At 46.8% G+C, this 17,939-nt stretch carries 17 protein-coding genes and 1 tRNA gene; 8 read left to right on the forward strand and 10 right to left on the reverse strand.

Features of this window, described 5'->3' with window-relative positions; genetic code table 11:
• Positions 1-56: 56 nt before the first annotated feature.
• Entirely contained in the window at positions 57-1,289 is a 1,233-nt protein-coding gene (locus LZT22_RS08450; RefSeq protein WP_233924686.1) for a cytochrome c peroxidase, read from the reverse strand.
• 195 nt (positions 1,290-1,484) lie between these two features.
• Here LZT22_RS08450 and LZT22_RS08455 point away from each other — a divergent pair, with 195 nt between their 5' ends.
• Complete coding sequence (locus LZT22_RS08455; RefSeq protein ID WP_233924687.1) at positions 1,485-2,438, forward strand: reductase; 954 nt, start codon at positions 1,485-1,487, stop codon at positions 2,436-2,438.
• 33 nt (positions 2,439-2,471) lie between these two features.
• On the opposite strand, the gene LZT22_RS08460 is transcribed toward LZT22_RS08455, so the two are convergent.
• From LZT22_RS08460 to LZT22_RS08470, 3 genes are all read right to left on the reverse strand, one after another.
• Positions 2,472-2,792, reverse strand: coding sequence for a hypothetical protein (locus LZT22_RS08460; protein ID WP_233924688.1), 321 nt, complete (start codon positions 2,790-2,792; stop codon positions 2,472-2,474).
• A 24-nt stretch (positions 2,793-2,816) separates the two neighbouring features.
• A complete protein-coding gene (locus tag LZT22_RS08465) occupies positions 2,817-3,467 on the reverse strand; it encodes an outer membrane protein (RefSeq protein WP_233924690.1) in 651 nt (216 codons plus the stop codon).
• 90 nt (positions 3,468-3,557) lie between these two features.
• Positions 3,558-3,647, reverse strand: a tRNA-Ser gene (locus tag LZT22_RS08470).
• A 113-nt stretch (positions 3,648-3,760) separates the two neighbouring features.
• Between LZT22_RS08470 and LZT22_RS08475 the strand changes: the two genes are divergently transcribed.
• Together LZT22_RS08475 and LZT22_RS08480 are read left to right on the forward strand one after the other, a co-directional pair.
• Positions 3,761-4,006: an AbrB/MazE/SpoVT family DNA-binding domain-containing protein gene (locus LZT22_RS08475; RefSeq protein WP_233924692.1), complete on the forward strand. Its 246-nt coding sequence runs from the start codon at positions 3,761-3,763 to the stop codon at positions 4,004-4,006.
• Complete coding sequence (locus tag LZT22_RS08480; protein WP_233924693.1) at positions 4,006-4,428, forward strand: type II toxin-antitoxin system VapC family toxin; 423 nt, start codon at positions 4,006-4,008, stop codon at positions 4,426-4,428. The genes LZT22_RS08475 and LZT22_RS08480 overlap by 1 nt, the downstream gene beginning before the upstream one ends.
• On the opposite strand, the gene serS is transcribed toward LZT22_RS08480, so the two are convergent.
• The 3 genes from serS to LZT22_RS08495 are packed head-to-tail and all read right to left on the reverse strand — an operon-like array spanning position 4,425 to position 8,801.
• On the reverse strand, positions 4,425-5,732 hold the full coding sequence (gene serS, locus LZT22_RS08485; protein WP_233924695.1) for a serine--tRNA ligase: 1,308 nt from the start codon (positions 5,730-5,732) through the stop codon (positions 4,425-4,427). The genes LZT22_RS08480 and serS overlap by 4 nt on opposite strands.
• 4 nt (positions 5,733-5,736) lie before the next feature.
• Positions 5,737-6,492, reverse strand: a complete 756-nt coding sequence (locus LZT22_RS08490; RefSeq protein ID WP_233924697.1) for an outer membrane lipoprotein carrier protein LolA — start codon at positions 6,490-6,492, stop codon at positions 5,737-5,739.
• Positions 6,492-8,801 (reverse strand): DNA translocase FtsK, encoded by a 2,310-nt coding sequence (locus LZT22_RS08495; RefSeq protein WP_233924698.1) that lies wholly within the window; start codon positions 8,799-8,801, stop codon positions 6,492-6,494. Before LZT22_RS08495 ends, LZT22_RS08490 begins: the two co-directional genes overlap by 1 nt.
• A gap of 50 nt (positions 8,802-8,851) precedes the next feature.
• Here LZT22_RS08495 and trxB point away from each other — a divergent pair, with 50 nt between their 5' ends.
• Positions 8,852-9,808 (forward strand): thioredoxin-disulfide reductase, encoded by a 957-nt coding sequence (gene trxB / locus LZT22_RS08500; protein WP_233924699.1) that lies wholly within the window; start codon positions 8,852-8,854, stop codon positions 9,806-9,808.
• A gap of 18 nt (positions 9,809-9,826) precedes the next feature.
• Here trxB and LZT22_RS08505 read toward each other — a convergent pair whose 3' ends face one another.
• Positions 9,827-11,884: a sodium-translocating pyrophosphatase gene (locus LZT22_RS08505; protein WP_233924700.1), complete on the reverse strand. Its 2,058-nt coding sequence runs from the start codon at positions 11,882-11,884 to the stop codon at positions 9,827-9,829.
• Between the two features lie 106 nt (positions 11,885-11,990).
• Between LZT22_RS08505 and ppa the strand changes: the two genes are divergently transcribed.
• The 3 genes from ppa to glnK are packed head-to-tail and all read left to right on the forward strand — an operon-like array spanning position 11,991 to position 14,554.
• A complete protein-coding gene (ppa, locus tag LZT22_RS08510) occupies positions 11,991-12,539 on the forward strand; it encodes an inorganic diphosphatase (RefSeq protein WP_233924701.1) in 549 nt (182 codons plus the stop codon).
• Complete coding sequence (locus LZT22_RS08515; RefSeq protein ID WP_233924830.1) at positions 12,539-14,167, forward strand: NAD+ synthase; 1,629 nt, start codon at positions 12,539-12,541, stop codon at positions 14,165-14,167. The genes ppa and LZT22_RS08515 overlap by 1 nt, the downstream gene beginning before the upstream one ends.
• A gap of 48 nt (positions 14,168-14,215) precedes the next feature.
• Positions 14,216-14,554 (forward strand): P-II family nitrogen regulator, encoded by a 339-nt coding sequence (gene glnK, locus LZT22_RS08520; RefSeq protein WP_233924702.1) that lies wholly within the window; start codon positions 14,216-14,218, stop codon positions 14,552-14,554.
• Here glnK and LZT22_RS08525 read toward each other — a convergent pair.
• Positions 14,551-15,531 (reverse strand): RodZ family helix-turn-helix domain-containing protein, encoded by a 981-nt coding sequence (locus LZT22_RS08525; protein WP_233924703.1) that lies wholly within the window; start codon positions 15,529-15,531, stop codon positions 14,551-14,553. The two genes, glnK and LZT22_RS08525, sit on opposite strands and share 4 nt — an antisense overlap.
• 132 nt (positions 15,532-15,663) lie before the next feature.
• Here LZT22_RS08525 and ilvD point away from each other — a divergent pair, with 132 nt between their 5' ends.
• Positions 15,664-17,394, forward strand: a complete 1,731-nt coding sequence (gene ilvD / locus LZT22_RS08530; RefSeq protein ID WP_233924704.1) for a dihydroxy-acid dehydratase — start codon at positions 15,664-15,666, stop codon at positions 17,392-17,394.
• Positions 17,395-17,419: 25 nt separating this feature from the next.
• On the opposite strand, the gene LZT22_RS08535 is transcribed toward ilvD, so the two are convergent.
• Positions 17,420-17,896, reverse strand: coding sequence for a copper chaperone PCu(A)C (locus LZT22_RS08535; RefSeq protein ID WP_233924705.1), 477 nt, complete (start codon positions 17,894-17,896; stop codon positions 17,420-17,422).
• Positions 17,897-17,939 lie beyond the last annotated feature (43 nt).

The raw sequence follows: 17,939 nt of genomic DNA on the forward strand, positions 1-17,939 counted from the left end.
TTTAGCTCAAAAGCAGATGAATAGGTCATTATCATTATATTTGATCAACCACAATCTTACCGCCCTACGGTTGGTCTTCCTGGCGCAGCAGTCTTGTCGTCACTGAGAGTTAAGAGGAAAGCCGTGATATCGGCAACATCCTCAGCATTAATAATCGGGGTAGCACCATTAGCGAGGCCAAAAGGCCTAGTTTGAATCACATTACCTCGCAATGCTGCTGGTAAATCATTAAATTTTTGTACTGCGCCGTTCACTGTTGGATACCAACGCGTGGGGTTGATATCGCGAGTCGCATAAAACCCTACCGCATCAGACAAAGTAGCAATACTTGAGTTATGAAAATAAGGCGCTGTCAAAGCAATATTTCTTAAGGTGGGAATTTTAAATTGGCCACATAAATTCGTTCTAGCGGATAAGTCTGTTCTTACTGGGCCACACAAGCCCATGTCATAAAAAGAACTGTCGGCATTGGCCTCGATATTTGTATTACGTGGCAAACCTAGCGCGGCATACTTAAAGTTAGTAAACACAGGTCTTGTGCCCCCGGGCCCCACTTGACTAGTATGACAACTTGCGCAATTGCCTTTATTAGGATCATTAAAAGTAGCTAAGCCACGCGCCTCTTGCGAACTGAGAGCTACAGTGCCATCTAAAAATCGATCAAACTTACTATTAAAAAGTAAATAATCGGGATCAATTTGTTGATATGTTTGCAAAGCTGTTAATAAAGTGTCAAACACCTGTTGATCAGATGCATTAGTGGGTAAATTAAATACGGCGGCAAAATCACTAAAATAAGATAGGCGTCGTACCTTGCTTGCTACGTCTGCCACACTAGCATTAGCCATCTCATTCACTGCTAACAAGGGACCGGAAGCTTGCGCTGCTAGCGTATTTACCCTACCGTCCCAATCAAAACCACCAACTGCATTGCCCTCGGCATCAAAACTAAATGCAGGGGTTGCGGCTTTATAAAGAATGCTGGGAGCGGCCCGAAAAACTTGCTGATTCATTGATGCGCCCCCAAGCGGTAATGCAACATTAGCAGCTGTTGAATGCGCAGTTTCATCGGTATGACAGCCAGAACAGGCTAATTGGCCGCTAGCCGATAACGCTTTCTCATGAAACAAAGCGTCGGCTACCGACAAGGTGGTGGCTGCCACGCTTGTAGGCGATGAGGTGCTGCTTGAGGTAGATGCAGATGATGTGCCACTTGAACCACCCCCGCAAGATGACACTAAAAATAGACAAGCCAGGGATAGTAATAAAGGCGGATTTTTATTGATCACTATATACGGCCCAAGGTAAATTTATTCAAAATAATTTACCATAACTTGATCATCCAATTACCTTGCATTGTTCATCCTTATAAATTCTTCAATTATCCAGAAAAAGCAATTATTATCAGGGTTTGGAAGGATCAATTAAACTCGTTTTACGCTTGTTTATCTTTTCATTTTGATTGATTGAAAAAGGTTTTCCCCATGACCGCCACACAGAAAAATACCATGGTTGAAGAGCTCGAGTTCGCCCCTTCCTGGGATCAGCCAGTTTCTTATATGCAACGCACGCGCTCCTATTATTTAGGGCTTGGCTATGAAAACCCATATGTCTGGGCACACTATCTAACCGTGCCATTTAGCCCATTAAAAAAGCCTCTCAGGGAATCGACTCTAGCTTTAATCACTACCGCCGCTCCTTACCAAGCCGACAAAGGCAATCAAGGCCCCGGCTCTGCTTATAACGCACTAGCCAAGTTTTATGAGGTGTACTCAGGTCCAACGACAATAGACCCGGATTTACGGATCTCACACGTAGGGGTAGATCGTAAAAATGCCGATATGGCCGAAATGAATGCGTGGTTTCCTTTGGCTGCCGCTAGAAGAGCAGTCGCAAGTATGCGCCTCGGCGCTTTATCGCCACGATTCTATGGCTTACCCAGCAATCGTAGTCAACGTCACACGCTTGAAGTGGATGCACCAGCAATTGCCAGGCTTTGTAAAGCCGATGGGGTGGACGTAGCCATCCTCATTCCCAACTGCCCCATTTGCCATCAATGCCAAAGTTTGTTGGCGCGCTACCTTGAAGAGCAAGGCATTGCCACGGTCATTATGGGAGCAGCTAAAGATATCGTTGAATATTGCGGTGTGCCACGACTGTTATTTAGCGACTTCCCCTTGGGGAATGCGGCTGCTATACCCAATGATGTAGCCTCACAAGATACCAATTTTGAACTGGCATTACGCATTCTAGAATCTGCCCCTGCACCCCGCACTACCGTTCAGTCACCATTAATTTGGTCGACAGACGCGCAATGGAAATTAGACTACTCTAATATTGAACGCCTATCCCCTACAGAAATTAAAACCCTCAGAGAGGAAGCCGAAAAGGTGCGTATTGCTGCGCGCGACTTACGGATACAAACGGTGGGTAGTTAGGGCGCTCTGTACACCAATCAATTAGACTAAGGTCTAGTTGGTCCGGGGTGGGCAGAAGGAGAGATTTCTATCCATAGGAACATGGCAGCTTGAGCAGGTGACGCAATATTGGTGTCCTAGGTTTGCTTTGGCAATTACTGGCGCTACACCAGTGCGCTCATCAACCTGACCATTAATTTTAGGTTCAGTAGCGGTGGTAGCAGGTGTTGATGCAGTAGTCGTAGCATCATTTGTTGTTACTGGAGCAGCCGCACTTACGGCACTAGCTCCGCTTGAGGCTATATCGTTACCGCCACCGCAAGACGCCAGTATGAGGGTTGTTGCTAAGAGTAGTGAAGTTATATAGGTACGCATGATTTATCCTTAGTTATTCATGTACTAAAACTTATAACCAACGCCTACTAGGGCATTAGTGACTTTAAAGCTCGCTGTGCCTGATGCATTAGTAGCGACATTTTGATTGCCGTAGCTCGTGTAATTGACTTCAGCAAAGCCGTACCAGTTGCCTTGAATGATTTGGCGATAGCCAAGACCTAAGGAGTAACCGTTATAGGTGTCGTTGCCTCCACCGATTTCATAATTGGCGCTAGAGTAGCCCACCTTAGCGTAAGCCAGCTTCTCTTTATCAATAGCGTAAGCAGGAGAAATAAAGAGGTTATACGAGTCACCTTTTTTAATTGATTGGGATTCGCTGTATTTGAGCGCTGGAATCGTCACAGTAGCATTACTACTAGTGCCTGATAAGGGTGAATACTCCGCACCAATACCAAGGAGAAAGTTACCTGTTACTGGAAAGTAATAGCCAACCGTTGCCGTAGCTGCAAAACTATTGGTCGTGCCACCTGACATGCCATAAGAATAAAGCGGCCCAGAGGTGATGCCATTCAAAGTGCCGCCTGAATAGCTTGGGGTTGAGTTCTCATAACCAATACCAACTTGTCCATAAAAGCCTTCAAAGACGGACTGGGCTAAAGCGGGGGTAGTAAGGCTAATGAATCCAATGCCTACTATTAATGATTTAACTTTCATACATCTGCCCTTAGTTACTATTTTTATGAAATGTGGAAAATCTATGCCTAAATCGTAGCATAGCTAATGGCTATTAATTTATATAGGTTATGGCGGAGAGGGTGGGATTCGAACCCACGGTACCTTTGACAGTACGCCTGATTTCGAGTCAGGTACATTCGACCACTCTGCCACCTCTCCGAGTTAATCAAATTATACCTGCGGTTTTCTCGCTTTCTGTACTACAATGGATATACATTAGTGTATATCCATAAAATAGGTATAGTTTTTTTACTTGAAAGTCTCGATACGCCATGAACTTACAAATTTCTAAATGGGGCAATAGTCTAGCCGTACGAATTCCGGCTGAATTTATCCGTCAAATACCCCTCAAAGATGGTGACCAAGTTGAAGTAACACTCAGCCTAGATGGCTCATTACATCTTCGCCCCATCACTTTCGATCGAACAGCCTTATCTGCCGAGCTTAAACGCGTACGTGCATCTATGCCAATGGGTTCATCAGTTATTGAAGAGCTTCGTTCCAAGGCGCGTTATTAATGATTTATGTTGATACCAGCGTTTTAGTGGCACTATGCACACGGGAACCCAAAAGTAATGATGTAGCCGATTGGTACCAAAGCTGCAAAACGAAATTAATTTCCTCTACATGGGCATTTACAGAATTTGCCAGCGCGCTCAGTATTAAAGAAAGAACAGGGCAAGTAAATAAAAAACAAAGTCATGAATCTTGGGGCGTATTCCAACAACTTTGCAACACCAATATTGAATTACTTTCTATTGATAACAAAAATTTTTACAGTGCTGCCATCCTTACGCTCGATAGCTCATCCAAATTAAGATCGGCTGATGCCCTTCATCTTGCTACGGCAATACAACTCAAGGCTGAAGCAATCGTTACTCTAGATAAGACTTTAGCTAGAAATAGTAAGCGACTGAAATTAAAGTTAATTTTATTTTAACGCGCTGGTTTCAATACATCCAACCCACCCAAATAGCCCTGTAAAGCCTTAGGTATTGCAATACTGCCATCGGCCTGTTGATTATTTTCTAGTAATGCTACTAAGGTTCTTCCCACCGCTAAGGCCGAGCCGTTTAAGGTATGCACCATTTCAGGCTTAGCTTGTCCCAGCTTAAAGCGCGCCTGCATTCTGCGGGCTTGAAAATCGCCCATATTCGAGCAAGAACTAATTTCACGATAGGCTTTTTGTGATGGAATCCAGACTTCTAAGTCATAGGTTTTAGTACTACCAAAACCCATATCACCGGTGCAAAGTAAAACCCGGCGATACGGTAGCTCGAGTAGCTCAAGCACTTTCTCTGCATGGCTAGTAAGGTTTTCAAGTGCAGCCATCGATTCATCGGGCTTAGCAATTTGCACTAGCTCAACTTTATCAAATTGATGTTGGCGAATCATGCCACGTACATCGCGCCCATAACTACCCGCTTCAGATCGAAAACAAGGAGTATGTGCTACAAATTTCAAGGGTAACTGCTCAGCAGCGACGATCTCATCACGCATTAAATTAGTCACGGGTACCTCTGCTGTAGGAATTAAATAAAAGTTCTCCTCCTCAATGCCTCCGTCTTCTGCGCCCATTTTGCGCGGCACCCGAAATAAATCATCTTCAAACTTGGGTAGTTGTCCCGTACCGCGCATGGATGCCGCATTTACAATATAGGGCGCATAAATTTCTTGGTAGCCATGCTCAGTAGCGTGTAAATCAATCATGAATTGACTTAATGCACGATGCAATCGGGCAATCGGGCCCTTTAAAACGACAAAGCGTGCGCCACTAATCTTAGCGCCAGCCTCAAAGTCTAGACCTAATGGCGCACCTAAATCAACATGGTCTTTTATGTCGAAAGTAAAAGAAGGAATAGTGCCCACTTTTTTAATTTCTTGATTTTCAGTTTCATCCTTACCAAGAGGTACAGATGCATCGGGTAAGTTAGGGATACCCATTAAAAAATCGTGTAGCTCTGTTTGCACCACAGCTAGGCGCGCAGCGCCCATTTCCATATCGAGATTAATTTGCGTGGCCTCATTCATTTCAGCGCTAGCGTCTTCACCTTTCCCTTTTTTCATGCCAATAGCTTTAGCCAATTGATTGCGCTTGGCCTGTAAATCTTCGGTACGAGTTTGTAATAGCTTGCGCTCATTTTCTAAAAGGGCAAATTGCGCCACATCAAGTTCAAACTTACGGTTGAAGAGGCGCGCTCTAACGCTCTCGATATCTTTACGTAAAAGTTGGGGATCAATCATCGGTTTATTTTAATTTCACTATTTCGGTTCCTATCGGGGGATTAAAACTAAACCGACTCGGTGCGAAGTTTACATTTAATTGATATTGACTAAAGCTCACCAGCACTACATTGCCTAGGCCATCAAGTAATTCTAAAGCGCTTGGTAAGCCACCCTTCATTCCTACTGAAATTTTAGTGTAAGCCAAATCTGGATTACCAGGTGCACCGCCTTTTTTTACTTTCGGCTTTAAATCAACCCAACGCAAGCCATTGTGTTCGATATCTTCAACCAGATCAAAGTGCTCATCCAGTGCTGCCTCGCCAAACAGAATTGCTGCAGGTGTGGCCGCAAGAGCATCGCCTACTGGCCGATAAGTAGCTTGCTTTAGGTCTTTATCCCACATAATTAATTGCTTGCCATCACTAATTAGCTTTTGTTCATAAGGCTTGTTGGTCTCCCAGGCAAACCGCCCAGGCCGCTGAAAATAAAAATGGCCTTGTGTTTGACGAATCACTTTCAAACCTTTATCTTGCGACTCATTCGGTTTTGGTGCACGCAATTGCTGCTGCACAAAATCACCTTCTGCCGTTTTAGAGTTGCGCACAAATTGGCGTAATTGTTCAGTAGCAGAAACGGTGTCGGTACTAGCGCCGTAAGGAGCGGCCGAATTGATTGCGGCACTAGTTTGCGAGGCTTTATTAGGGGCTACTCCTATCGCATAGGAACCATAGATCGCCAAACTTACTACCAGACAACAATGCAAACCTGTAATGCGCATTACTCCTCAGCCTTCCGGCCAAAAATTTCGCGATTCCCACTACCGCTCATCTTCGAAACTAAACCCGCTTTTTCCATATCTTCCAGTAAACGAGCAGCGCGGTTGTAGCCAATGCGTAGATGTCGTTGCACTAAGGAAATGGAAGCGCGTTTGTTTTCCAGCACGATCGCAACTGCCTGGTCATATAAGGGGTCGGCTTCACCACCGCTACCGCCGCCATTCAAGACATCCATCGTCGATTCATCGGCGCCTTCAAGCACGCCATCAATGTAATTGGCTTCACCTTTTTCTTTTAACCAGTCAACCACGCGGTGCACTTCATCATCCGAGACAAAAGCGCCATGCACCCGAATCGGTAGGCCAGTACCAGGAGCCATATAGAGCATGTCGCCCATGCCTAATAAAGCCTCAGCACCTTGCTGATCCAGAATGGTTCGACTATCAATTTTGCTACTGACCTGAAACGAAATACGCGTCGGAATATTGGCTTTGATTAGGCCGGTGATCACGTCAACGCTGGGACGCTGCGTCGCTAGCACCAAATGAATGCCTGCAGCGCGCGCTTTTTGTGCGATACGCGCAATGAGCTCTTCAATCTTTTTGCCTGAGACCATCATTAAGTCGGCTAACTCATCAATGATCACCACAATCACGGGGGCTTTATACAGCGGCTCTGGATCATCGGGGGTTAAGCTAAAGGGATTAGTTAGTTTCTCGCCCTTTTCTTCTGCTTCAACAATTTTGCGATTAAAGCCGGCTAAATTGCGTACGCCAAACTTGCTCATTAATTTGTAACGGCGATCCATTTCATTAACGGCCCAATTCAGCGCGTTATAGGCTTGCTTCATATCAGTCACAACGGGGCACAATAAATGCGGCACCTTCTCATACACCGACATCTCTAACATCTTTGGGTCAATCATGATGAGGCGCACTTCATCTGGCTTAGCCTTAAATAACAAAGACAAAATCATGGCGTTAATACCCACCGATTTACCAGCGCCAGTAGTACCTGCTACCAAGCAGTGTGGCATCTTCGCTAAGTCAACCACCATTGGCGCGCCAGAGATATCTTTACCTAAGGCCAGTGTCAATAAAGAGTGGTTATCGTTATAAACCTGAGAACTTAAAATCTCCGAGAGATATACCGATTGACGAGTGGGGTTGGGCAACTCGAGAGCCATGCAAGTTTTACCGGGAATGGTTTCTACCACCCGCATACTCACAAGACCCAAAGATCGCGAAAGGTCGCGCGACAAGTTAACGATTTGGCTACCCTTAACGCCAACTGCTGGCTCGATCTCGTAACGCGTAACAACTGGTCCTGGATAGGCGGCAATGACTTTGACCTCGACGCCAAATTCATCCAGCTTGCGCTCAATTAAGCGTGAGGTAAATTCCATTACCTCAGCAGAAATGGTTTCTTTAGCCTCGGGCACTGCATCTAAAAGTGCCAGTGGGGGTAATTCAGAATCAGGAATATCAATAAAAAGAGGTTGTTGCTTTTCTCGTTGCACGCGCACGCTTTGCACAATCGCGGGCTCACTGCGCACAATTTGGACTGGCGCCATAATTTCAATGCGACCGCGCACTTCCTCGACAAACTCTTCGCGCTCTACACTGGCCTGTTCACCCACTTTACGATCGACTTCGCTTTCACGCCGTTCGCGCAAGCGCCGATACCCGAGCTCCATATACCGCCCAACTTGTTCGGCCAAATTGAGCCAAGAAAAGTGGAGGAAGAGCGATAAGCCTGCGCACAGCGCAAATAATAAAATGATTGTTGCGCCGGTAAAGCCAACTGCCATTTGCAAAGGATCGCCAATTAACTCACCTAAAACTCCCCCAGGGGGCCTAGGTAATGCAATTGCCAAAGAATGTAAGCGAATTGATTCCAAGCCCATACTGGCAAGCAAAGTGAGGCCAAAGCCCAACCATCGCAGTAACAAGGAGTCGGGCTTCGCTTCGGGGTCGGGGGGCATTGGAGTGCTCCATAACTCTTTCCAACCGGTAAAAACGCGCCTACCAAACAAGATAACCCACCAAAATGCGGACAGACCAAAGACATAAAGCATTAGGTCGGCAATCCAGGCGCCCGTCCGACCCCCTAAATTGGTTGGTAAATCAAAGCTAGCGTGTGACCAAGCAGGATCTAATTTGGAATACGTAATCAGAATTGCAAATAAAGCCAAACATAAACCCAGCGAAACAAACCAGCGGGCTTCCAATAATAAGCGGGGCATTCTGCCCTGCCCGCTGGAATTAGGGGGTTGGGTTGAATTCGATTGAGGAAAGACGGTTCGAGCCATATTTCCTTGATTGTAAACACCCCCACCCCAAGGAAACCTATAATTTAGGGATGAATACAACGAATATCAAACATAGCAAAGTTCTCATTCTTGGCTCTGGCCCCGCAGGCTATACAGCTGCAGTGTATGCGGCCCGAGCTAATTTACAGCCCACCCTAATTACTGGCTTGGCCCAAGGCGGTCAACTGATGACCACTACTGATGTTGAGAATTGGCCAGCCGACCCTGCAGGAGTTCAAGGCCCGGAACTCATGGAGCGCTTTTTAAAGCACGCGGAACACTTTAATACCGAAATTATTTTTGACCACATCCATACGGCTGCCTTACAAGAAAAGCCGATTCGCCTTGTAGGTGACTCTGGCACCTATACCTGTGATGCCCTCATCATTGCTACTGGCGCATCGGCCCAATATTTGGGCTTACCCAGTGAAGAAGCGTTTATGGGGCGCGGCGTTTCAGGTTGCGCCACCTGCGACGGCTTCTTTTATAAAAATCAAGACGTCTGCGTTGTTGGTGGTGGCAATACTGCGGTTGAAGAAGCACTCTACCTCACTGGCATTGCCAAAAAGGTGACGGTGATTCATCGGCGCGATAAATTTCGGGCTGAGCCCATTTTGAATGATCGCCTGATGGCTAAAGTAGCCGAGGGGAAAGTTGAGCTCAAACTCAATTCGACCTTAGAAGAAGTGTTGGGTGATGAAAAAGGCGTAACAGGTGTGCGGATTCGTCAAGCAAATGGCAAAACCGAAGATATCGCGCTCACTGGCGCGTTTATCGCCATTGGCCATAAACCCAATACCGAATTATTTATTGGTCAGCTTGAAATGCATAACGGCTACATCAAAACCCATTCGGGCTTACAAGGTAACGCTACGGCTACGAATATTGCTGGGGTATTTGCATCAGGTGATGTGCAAGACCACATTTATCGTCAAGCAATTACCAGTGCGGGTACAGGTTGCATGGCCGCACTGGATGCTCAGCGTTATTTAGAGGGGCTTGAGTAAAGCTTGCCCCTCTTATTGTTAGCGCATGATTGGCAACAAAGGCACAATCAATAAAGCGACGATGTTGATAATCTTGATCAGCGGATTAATCGCTGGTCCAGCAGTATCTTTGTAAGGATCGCCAACGGTATCACCAGTAACTGCAGCTTTGTGAGCCTCAGAACCTTTGCCACCGTAGTTACCTTCTTCGATATATTTCTTGGCATTATCCCAAGCACCGCCACCAGTACACATGGAAATCGCCACGAATAGACCTGTGACAATCGTACCCATTAACAAGCCGCCCAAGGCAGCAGGACCCAATAACAGACCAACCACAATCGGAATCACCACGGGCAAGAGCGACGGAATAATCATTTCCTTAATCGCAGCTGAAGTCAACATATCGACCGCTTTGCCGTACTCAGGCTTACCTGTGCCATCCATAATGCCGGGAATATCGCGGAACTGACGGCGCACCTCATCAACCACTGCGCCAGCGCAACGACCTACCGCTTCCATCGCCATCGCACCAAATAAGTAAGGAATCATGCCGCCAATAAATAGGCCAATAATCACTAAGTGATTGGATAAATCAAAGGTGACTTGTTGACCAATCGCTTCAAGCGCATGGGTGTAATCCGCAAATAAAACCAGTGCCGCTAAACCTGCTGAACCAATCGCATAACCTTTGGTCACTGCTTTAGTCGTATTACCAACTGCATCTAAAGGATCGGTAATATCGCGCACAGCTTGTGGCAAGCCTGCCATTTCAGCAATACCTCCGGCGTTATCGGTAATTGGGCCATACGCATCAAGCGCCACCACAATGCCGGCCATCGAGAGCATGGAGGTAGCTGCAATGGCGATACCAAAAATACCAGCCAACCAATACGCCGCATAAATCGCGATACAAACAAAAATAACTGGGATCGCAGTTGACTTCATCGAAATGCCTAAGCCAGCAATAATGTTCGTACCGTGACCTTTAGTCGATGCTTCGGCAATATGCTTCACGGGTTTGAAATCGGTACCTGTGTAGTACTCGGTAATCCAAACTAATCCTGCAGTGAGTAATAAGCCCACTACAGTAGCACCAAATAAACGCCATTGACTGCCAGGAATTCCTAAAGCATCGTCGGGAATAATAAATTGGGTTGCAAAATAAAACGCAATTAAGGAAAGTACGCCCGCTACCACCAAACCTTTATACAAGGCTGGCATCACATTTTTCATACCGGGTGTGGCTTTCACAAAAGAACAGCCAATGATCGAAGCAATAATCGAAATGCCGCCCAAGACCAAGGGATAAATAATGGCTGCAATAGGTGCGCCGGAAACCATCATTGCGCCCAAGACCATCGTCGCAATTAAGGTCACGGCATACGTTTCGAATAAGTCAGCTGCCATGCCGGCGCAATCGCCGACGTTATCCCCCACGTTATCGGCAATAACAGCAGGGTTCCGTGGGTCATCCTCAGGAATACCTGCCTCAACTTTGCCCACTAAGTCGGCTCCCACATCGGCGCCTTTAGTAAAGATACCGCCCCCTAAACGCGCAAAAATGGAAATGAGTGAGGAACCAAAGGCAAAACCAATTAAGGGATGCAATACCGCCGAGAGATCTTGCCCGCCCCCGATGGAAACCAGGAACATGAAAAATAAAGCCACACCAAGTAGGCCTAAGCCAACCACCAGCATGCCGGTAATTGCACCGCCTTTAAAAGCGACGTTCAGGGCTTCATTCATGCCGACCGTAGCTGCTTGGGCAGTGCGCACATTCGCTCTGACCGACACATTCATGCCAATAAAGCCGCAGGCGCCCGATAACACCGCACCAAGCACAAACCCCATGGCCGTGGCAATGTCTAAAAAGAGGCCAATCAAAATTGTTAAGACAATTCCAACAATCGCAATCGTTTTGTACTGACGGGATAAATATGCAGCCGCGCCCTGCTGAATTGCCGCGGCAATTTCTTCCATTTTGGCATTGCCAGTATCTTGTTTCAAAATCCAGCGCCGCATAAAGAAGCCATACAGCACAGCAATCACGCCGCAAACCAAAGAAAAATACAGACCCAATGTGACATTACTCATAGCTTAAATCTCCAAAAAAACGAACTTAAGAAGTATCCAACACAAACTATAACTTCTCACTTTGCTAATATCAGGGTATCCACTAATTTTTTCCGGAAAAACCCTCATGAGTCTTGATAATGTCACCCCAGGCAAAAATTCCCCCACCAACTTCAATGTAATTATTGAAATTCCGATGAATGCCGACCCCATTAAATATGAGGTTGATAAGGAAACGGGGGCTATTTTTGTCGATCGTTTCATGGGTACGGCGATGCATTACCCCTGTAACTATGGCTATATTCCCCAAACCATTGCTGGCGATGGCGACCCCGTGGATGTGCTGGTTATCACCCCTTTCCCACTCATTCCAGGCGTGGTGGTCAGTTGTAGGGCTATTGGGCTCTTACAAATGGAAGATGAGGCTGGGCAGGATGCCAAGCTACTAGCCGTACCAGAAGACCGCATTCTGTCGATTTATACCCATTGGCAGAAGCCAGAAGACATGAACCCCTTACGCCTCAACCAAATTAAGCACTTTTTTGAGCATTACAAAGATTTAGAAGTCGGGAAATGGGTCAAAGTGAGTGGTTGGGGCGGGGTTGCCGATGCCCACCATGAAATTCTCGAGGGTGTAAAACGCTATCGAGAGGAAAAAGAGGGAAAAAAGGCTTGATTAAGCTTGCTTTAGCGCAACTAAACCCTAAATTAGGTGACTTAGAGGGTAATGCTGCATTAATTGCCGCTGCGGCGCAGGCTGCTCATGCTGCTGGCGCCAAACTACTCTTAACCCCCGAGTTAGCCTTAACTGGCTATCCACCAGAAGACCTGTTGTTGCGGCCGGCATTTATTTCCGCGGCTGAAAATATCCTGGCTGAGCTATGCAAAACCCTCGGGGCTTACCCAAACCTCTCTGTTGTAGTTGGGCACCCCCAGCGTTCTGCCGTAGGCCTACAAAATTGTGCCTCTGTCTTGCGTGACGGCCAAGTCATCGCCAGCTACGCAAAACAACAATTACCGAATCATGAAGTGTTTGATGAAGTGCGGTACTTTATCCCTGGCAATCAGCCTTGTATCTTTGAGGTGGATGGGTTCCCTATTGGCTTACTCTTATGTGAAGATGCTTGGCATGAAGGCCCTGCACTCCAGGCTAAAAATGCAGGTGCGCGCTTATTGGCGGTGTTAAATGCCTCACCCTACCACCTGGAAAAAAATACCTTACGCCTGAATGTGCTGCGGGAGCAAGTTAACCTTACTAAACTACCCTTAGCGTACGTCAACATGGTGGGTGGGCAAGATGAATTGGTATTTGATGGGGGCTCTTTTGTCTTGAACTCTCATGGTCAAACTGCCTTTACGATGCCCCAATTTGAAACCGGTCTGGGGTTAGTCAACATCACTTCACTTGGAGAGCCCGAAGCTGATGTCACTGCGCTTACTGCTAATGACAAAAACATGAGCTCAATAGAGGCCCAAGTGTATGCAGCCTTAGTCATGGGGGTGCGTGATTACGTCCAAAAAAATCATTTTTCTGGCGTGATCATCGGTCTTTCTGGGGGTGTTGATTCTGCCTTGGTACTCGCTATTGCCGTAGATGCGCTGGGTGCTGATCAAGTGCGCGCAGTGATGATGCCATCGCCATATACGGCAGATATTTCATGGCTAGATGCGCGTGAACTCGCTAACAATGTCGGCGTGCAATACGATGAAATTCCGATCAGCAAGCCAGTGGCTGCATTAGAAGCAGCCTTAGCAGAACAATTTACTGGCTTAGCACCCGATGCTACGGAAGAAAATATTCAAGCGCGGGTACGCGGCACATTATTAATGGCGCTCTCGAATAAAACGGGTCGCTTAGTTTTAACTACGGGCAATAAAAGTGAGATGGCAGTCGGTTATTGCACGCTTTATGGCGATATGGCCGGAGGCTTTGCGGTGATTAAAGATATTGCTAAAACCTTGGTCTATCGACTTTGCCATTATCGCAATCAACTTACTCCAATTATTCCTGAACGTATTCTCACGCGGGCACCATCAGCCGAATTACGCGATAACCAAACTGATCAAGATAGCTTACCCAGTTATGAAGTGCTCGACGCTATATTGGAACGCTATATGGAACAAAACCAATCGCTGGCGGAAATCGTTGCCGCGGGCTACGAGGCTGCTAGTGTTGAAAAGGTAACACGTCTCATCAAGCTCAATGAATATAAACGACGCCAAGCCCCACCAGGCGTCCGCATCACTAACCGCGCCTTTGGTCGCGATTGGCGTTATCCCATTACTTCAGCTTTTCGCGCCTAAGTTAGCCCATCTAAGGGTATGATTACCCCATCTATTGAGGAGAATTAGATGAAGCTGATTACATCCATCATTAAACCGTTCAAGCTTGACGAAGTACGCGAAGCCATGGCAGACGTTGGCGTTACTGGCCTAACTGTTACTGAAGTTAAAGGGTTTGGCCGGCAAAAAGGCCATACTGAACTGTATCGGGGCGCAGAATATGTGGTTGATTTTTTACCAAAAGTAAAAGTAGAAGTTGTCGTTGCAGATGATTCAGTCGAGCGCGTTATCGAGGCGATTACGAAAGCAGCACATACTGGCAAAATTGGTGATGGCAAAATTTTTGTCACCTCAGTTGAACAAGTCATCCGCATTCGTACTGGTGAAGCGAACGAATCGGCAATCTAAAACTTCGTCTCTTCTAAGATAAGCGTTTTTGCTTCAGGGTTGCTCGGTCTTACGCGTAGGCCTTGAAAAAAAATCTCGGTTTGCGCAAGATTTGCTGTCAATAGTTTGAATGGTGGTGCACCATAAAATGAATACGAGGCGCCCGCCTCGAGTGTCTTGCTCTGTTCTTTGCCGGCTGAGTCGATGACACAAACCACCTGCTGACTTAAGCTTTGCACATATACCATATCGCCGGCCTTGCTTGGTGTACTAGTCTTATACATTACAGGGTTATTTTCTGGCCTTGGGCAAGCCACATCACTGGTTACAGCTGCAGTTTTGGAACTAGCTTCCACCATGGTAACGGGCGTTCGCTCAGGTGTTAAAACAGCGGGCTCTTGAATTAATTCGGGTGCAGTAGCTAGTGGCGCTGAGTGTACAACTGCGGGAGGCACTGGCGTCAAAGAAACTGGCGCAGTTTCGATAGCAAAATCATGGCCAAAATTAATAATCGCAAAAACAAGCGCCGCCGCCATGCTAGCAAACAAAAATAATTTTCTCTGCTTATCTTTTATTTGTAAATCGGTGGGTGCAATACCCGCTTTTAAAATCGGAGCTGACGCCTTTTCCATTTCTAAGAATGGTGCAGGGGTGGGCGCCAGAGTTGGAGGAGGAGAAGGAGTTGCTGGTGTTGTTGCTGGTGTTGTTGCTGGTGTTGGTGCTGGTTCTGATATGACTGCAACTGGGGGTGGAGGGGCTTCAATTTCCACTTCAAGATAATCCGCCTCCTCTAGGCCCAAAATGGTGGCAACTCTTTGAGCTGAGCGCAATTTTAAGGTGGGCGAGTAAAACGCACTGTGCTCACCATTCTCAATTTGCTCAATTTGCTTTTTTGAAAGACAGGCATTGAGTGCCACTGCTTCCGTGCTCAGGCCAAGCCTTTCCCTGGCCTCAATAAATGCCAAAGAACGAATCGTTGGTACCTTATTTTTGCTCATGATTAACAGACGATTTAAACAATAATTTTATCTAAAAGATACTAGCCCTAGGGATAAACCCAGCATAAATCTTGTAAAGTCTTACTTTAGGCGTCTTTTGCATGCCTAAATTGCATATTTTGGAGAAGTGATATGACAAATAAAAGTCCTGTTGGCCCTAAAAGTAATAGCGCCGACCGTCCCCTTAATTCCCGTTCACGTGCGGTTACAGAGGGTGTGGCCCGCGCGCCCAACCGCTCAATGTACTACGCCATGGGCTACCAAGAGCAGGACTTTGTCAAACCCATGGTCGGGGTAGCCAATGGCCATTCGACTATTACCCCGTGTAATAGTGGCTTACAGAAATTAGCCGATGCGGCGATTACAGCGCTTGAGGAAGCGGGTGCTAAAGCCCAAGTATTTGGAACCCCTACTGTGTCAGATGGTATTGGCATGGGCACTGAAGGAATGAAATATTCCCTGGTCTCACGTGAAGTCATTGCCGATAGCATTGAAACCTGCGTCAACGGCTTATGGCAAGACGGGGTCGTGGTGATTGGTGGATGCGATAAAAATATGCCCGGCGGCATGATGGCCTTAGCGCGCACCAATGTGCCAGGTATTTATGTCTATGGTGGCACGATTAAACCCGGTCACTACAAAGGCAAAGAGCTCAATATTGTTTCCGCATTTGAAGCAGTAGGCGAATTTACTTCTGGTCGCTTAAGCGAAATTGATCTCAAAGGCGTCGAACAACACGCCTGCCCTGGAAGCGGTTCTTGCGGCGGCATGTATACCGCCAATACCATGAGCTCGTCATTTGAAGCACTAGGTATGAGCTTGCCCTACTCCTCAACCATGGCCAATGAAGACGCTGAAAAGGTCGCCAGCGCCCATGAGTCAGCCATTGTTCTAGTTGAGGCGATTAAAAATAATTTGCGCCCCCGTGACATCATCACTAAAAAATCAATTGAAAATGCCGTCAGTGTGATCATGGCAGTTGGCGGCTCAACCAATGCAGTTTTGCATTTCTTGGCCATTACCAGTGCAGCAGAAATTGAATGGACGATTGATGATTTCGAGCGCATTCGTAAACGCGTACCCGTCATCGTTGACATGAAGCCATCAGGCAATTATTTAGCGACCGATTTACATCAAGCTGGTGGCATTCCCCAAGTAATGAAAATTTTGCTCGATGGAGGCTTACTCCATGGTGATTGCATGACCATTACCGGCAAAACCATTGCTGAAGTATTAAAAGATGTGCCTTCAGTGCCGCGCGCTGATCAAAACGTGATCCGCATGCTCGACAACCCTTTATATCCGCACGGCCATTTAGCAATTTTAAAAGGCAACATTTCACCTGAGGGCTGTGTAGCAAAAATTACCGGACTAAAAAATCCATCTATAACGGGTCCAGCCCGCGTTTTTGATTCGGAAGATGATGCAATGGCTGCGATCATGGCGCAAAAAATTCTACCGGGCGATGTCATGATCATTCGTTATGAGGGCCCTAAGGGCGGCCCAGGTATGCGCGAAATGTTGGCGCCAACCTCCGCCCTGGTAGGCCAAGGCCTAGGTGAATCAGTAGGCTTAATTACCGACGGCCGCTTCTCGGGAGGCACTTGGGGAATGGTCGTTGGTCACGTTGCCCCAGAAGCATTTGTTGGGGGCACCATTGCCTTAATTGAAGAAGGTGACTCAGTAACGATCGACGCCAATAAATTACTCATTCAACTCAATGTGAGCGAAGCTGAAATTGCCAAACGTCGCGCCGCTTGGAAGCAACCCAAGCCCCGCTACACCCGCGGCCTTTTAGCCAAGTATGCTTACCTTGCTAGCAGCGCCAGCAAAGGTGCAGTCACAGATTTGAACTTGGGCTAGCAAATACCTGACCCAAGTTCAATAGTTAATGCGCCCCCGTGTGACCCATTGGTTGCACGGGTAGTTTCACCTCTACCTCGCCTGCTTTAGCAAATTTTAATTTCACGGGAATGAAGTCGCCCGCCTTTAATGGCGTCTTAATGCCAATCAGCATCAAGTGAAGGCCGCCAGGCTTTAATTCAACTGTTCCAGCAGCAGGTACATCAATCGCCTTCACTTGGCGCATTTGCATCGTATTGCCTTCCATCGACATCGTATGCAATTGCACCTCATCAGCTACGGGTGTGCTAGCGCTAATTAATTGATCAGCTGGGCCTTGATCAATAATTTTCATAAAACCGCCGGCTACTTTTTGACCAGGTACAGTGGTGCGAGTGTAAGCACCCTCAATTTTTATTTTACCGACTTGCGCATCTTGTGCGGCAACACTAAAGGCTAGTGCTATACCGCTGACAAACATTACTACTTGCATCATTCGTTGCCTTTGATTTGCTGAATTCATTTGCTTCTCCTGAGATAAAAATACTGTAAATAAAATTGTTTTA

This window comes from Polynucleobacter sp. IMCC 29146, assembly GCF_021395195.1.
Lineage (GTDB): Bacteria > Pseudomonadota > Gammaproteobacteria > Burkholderiales > Burkholderiaceae > Polynucleobacter.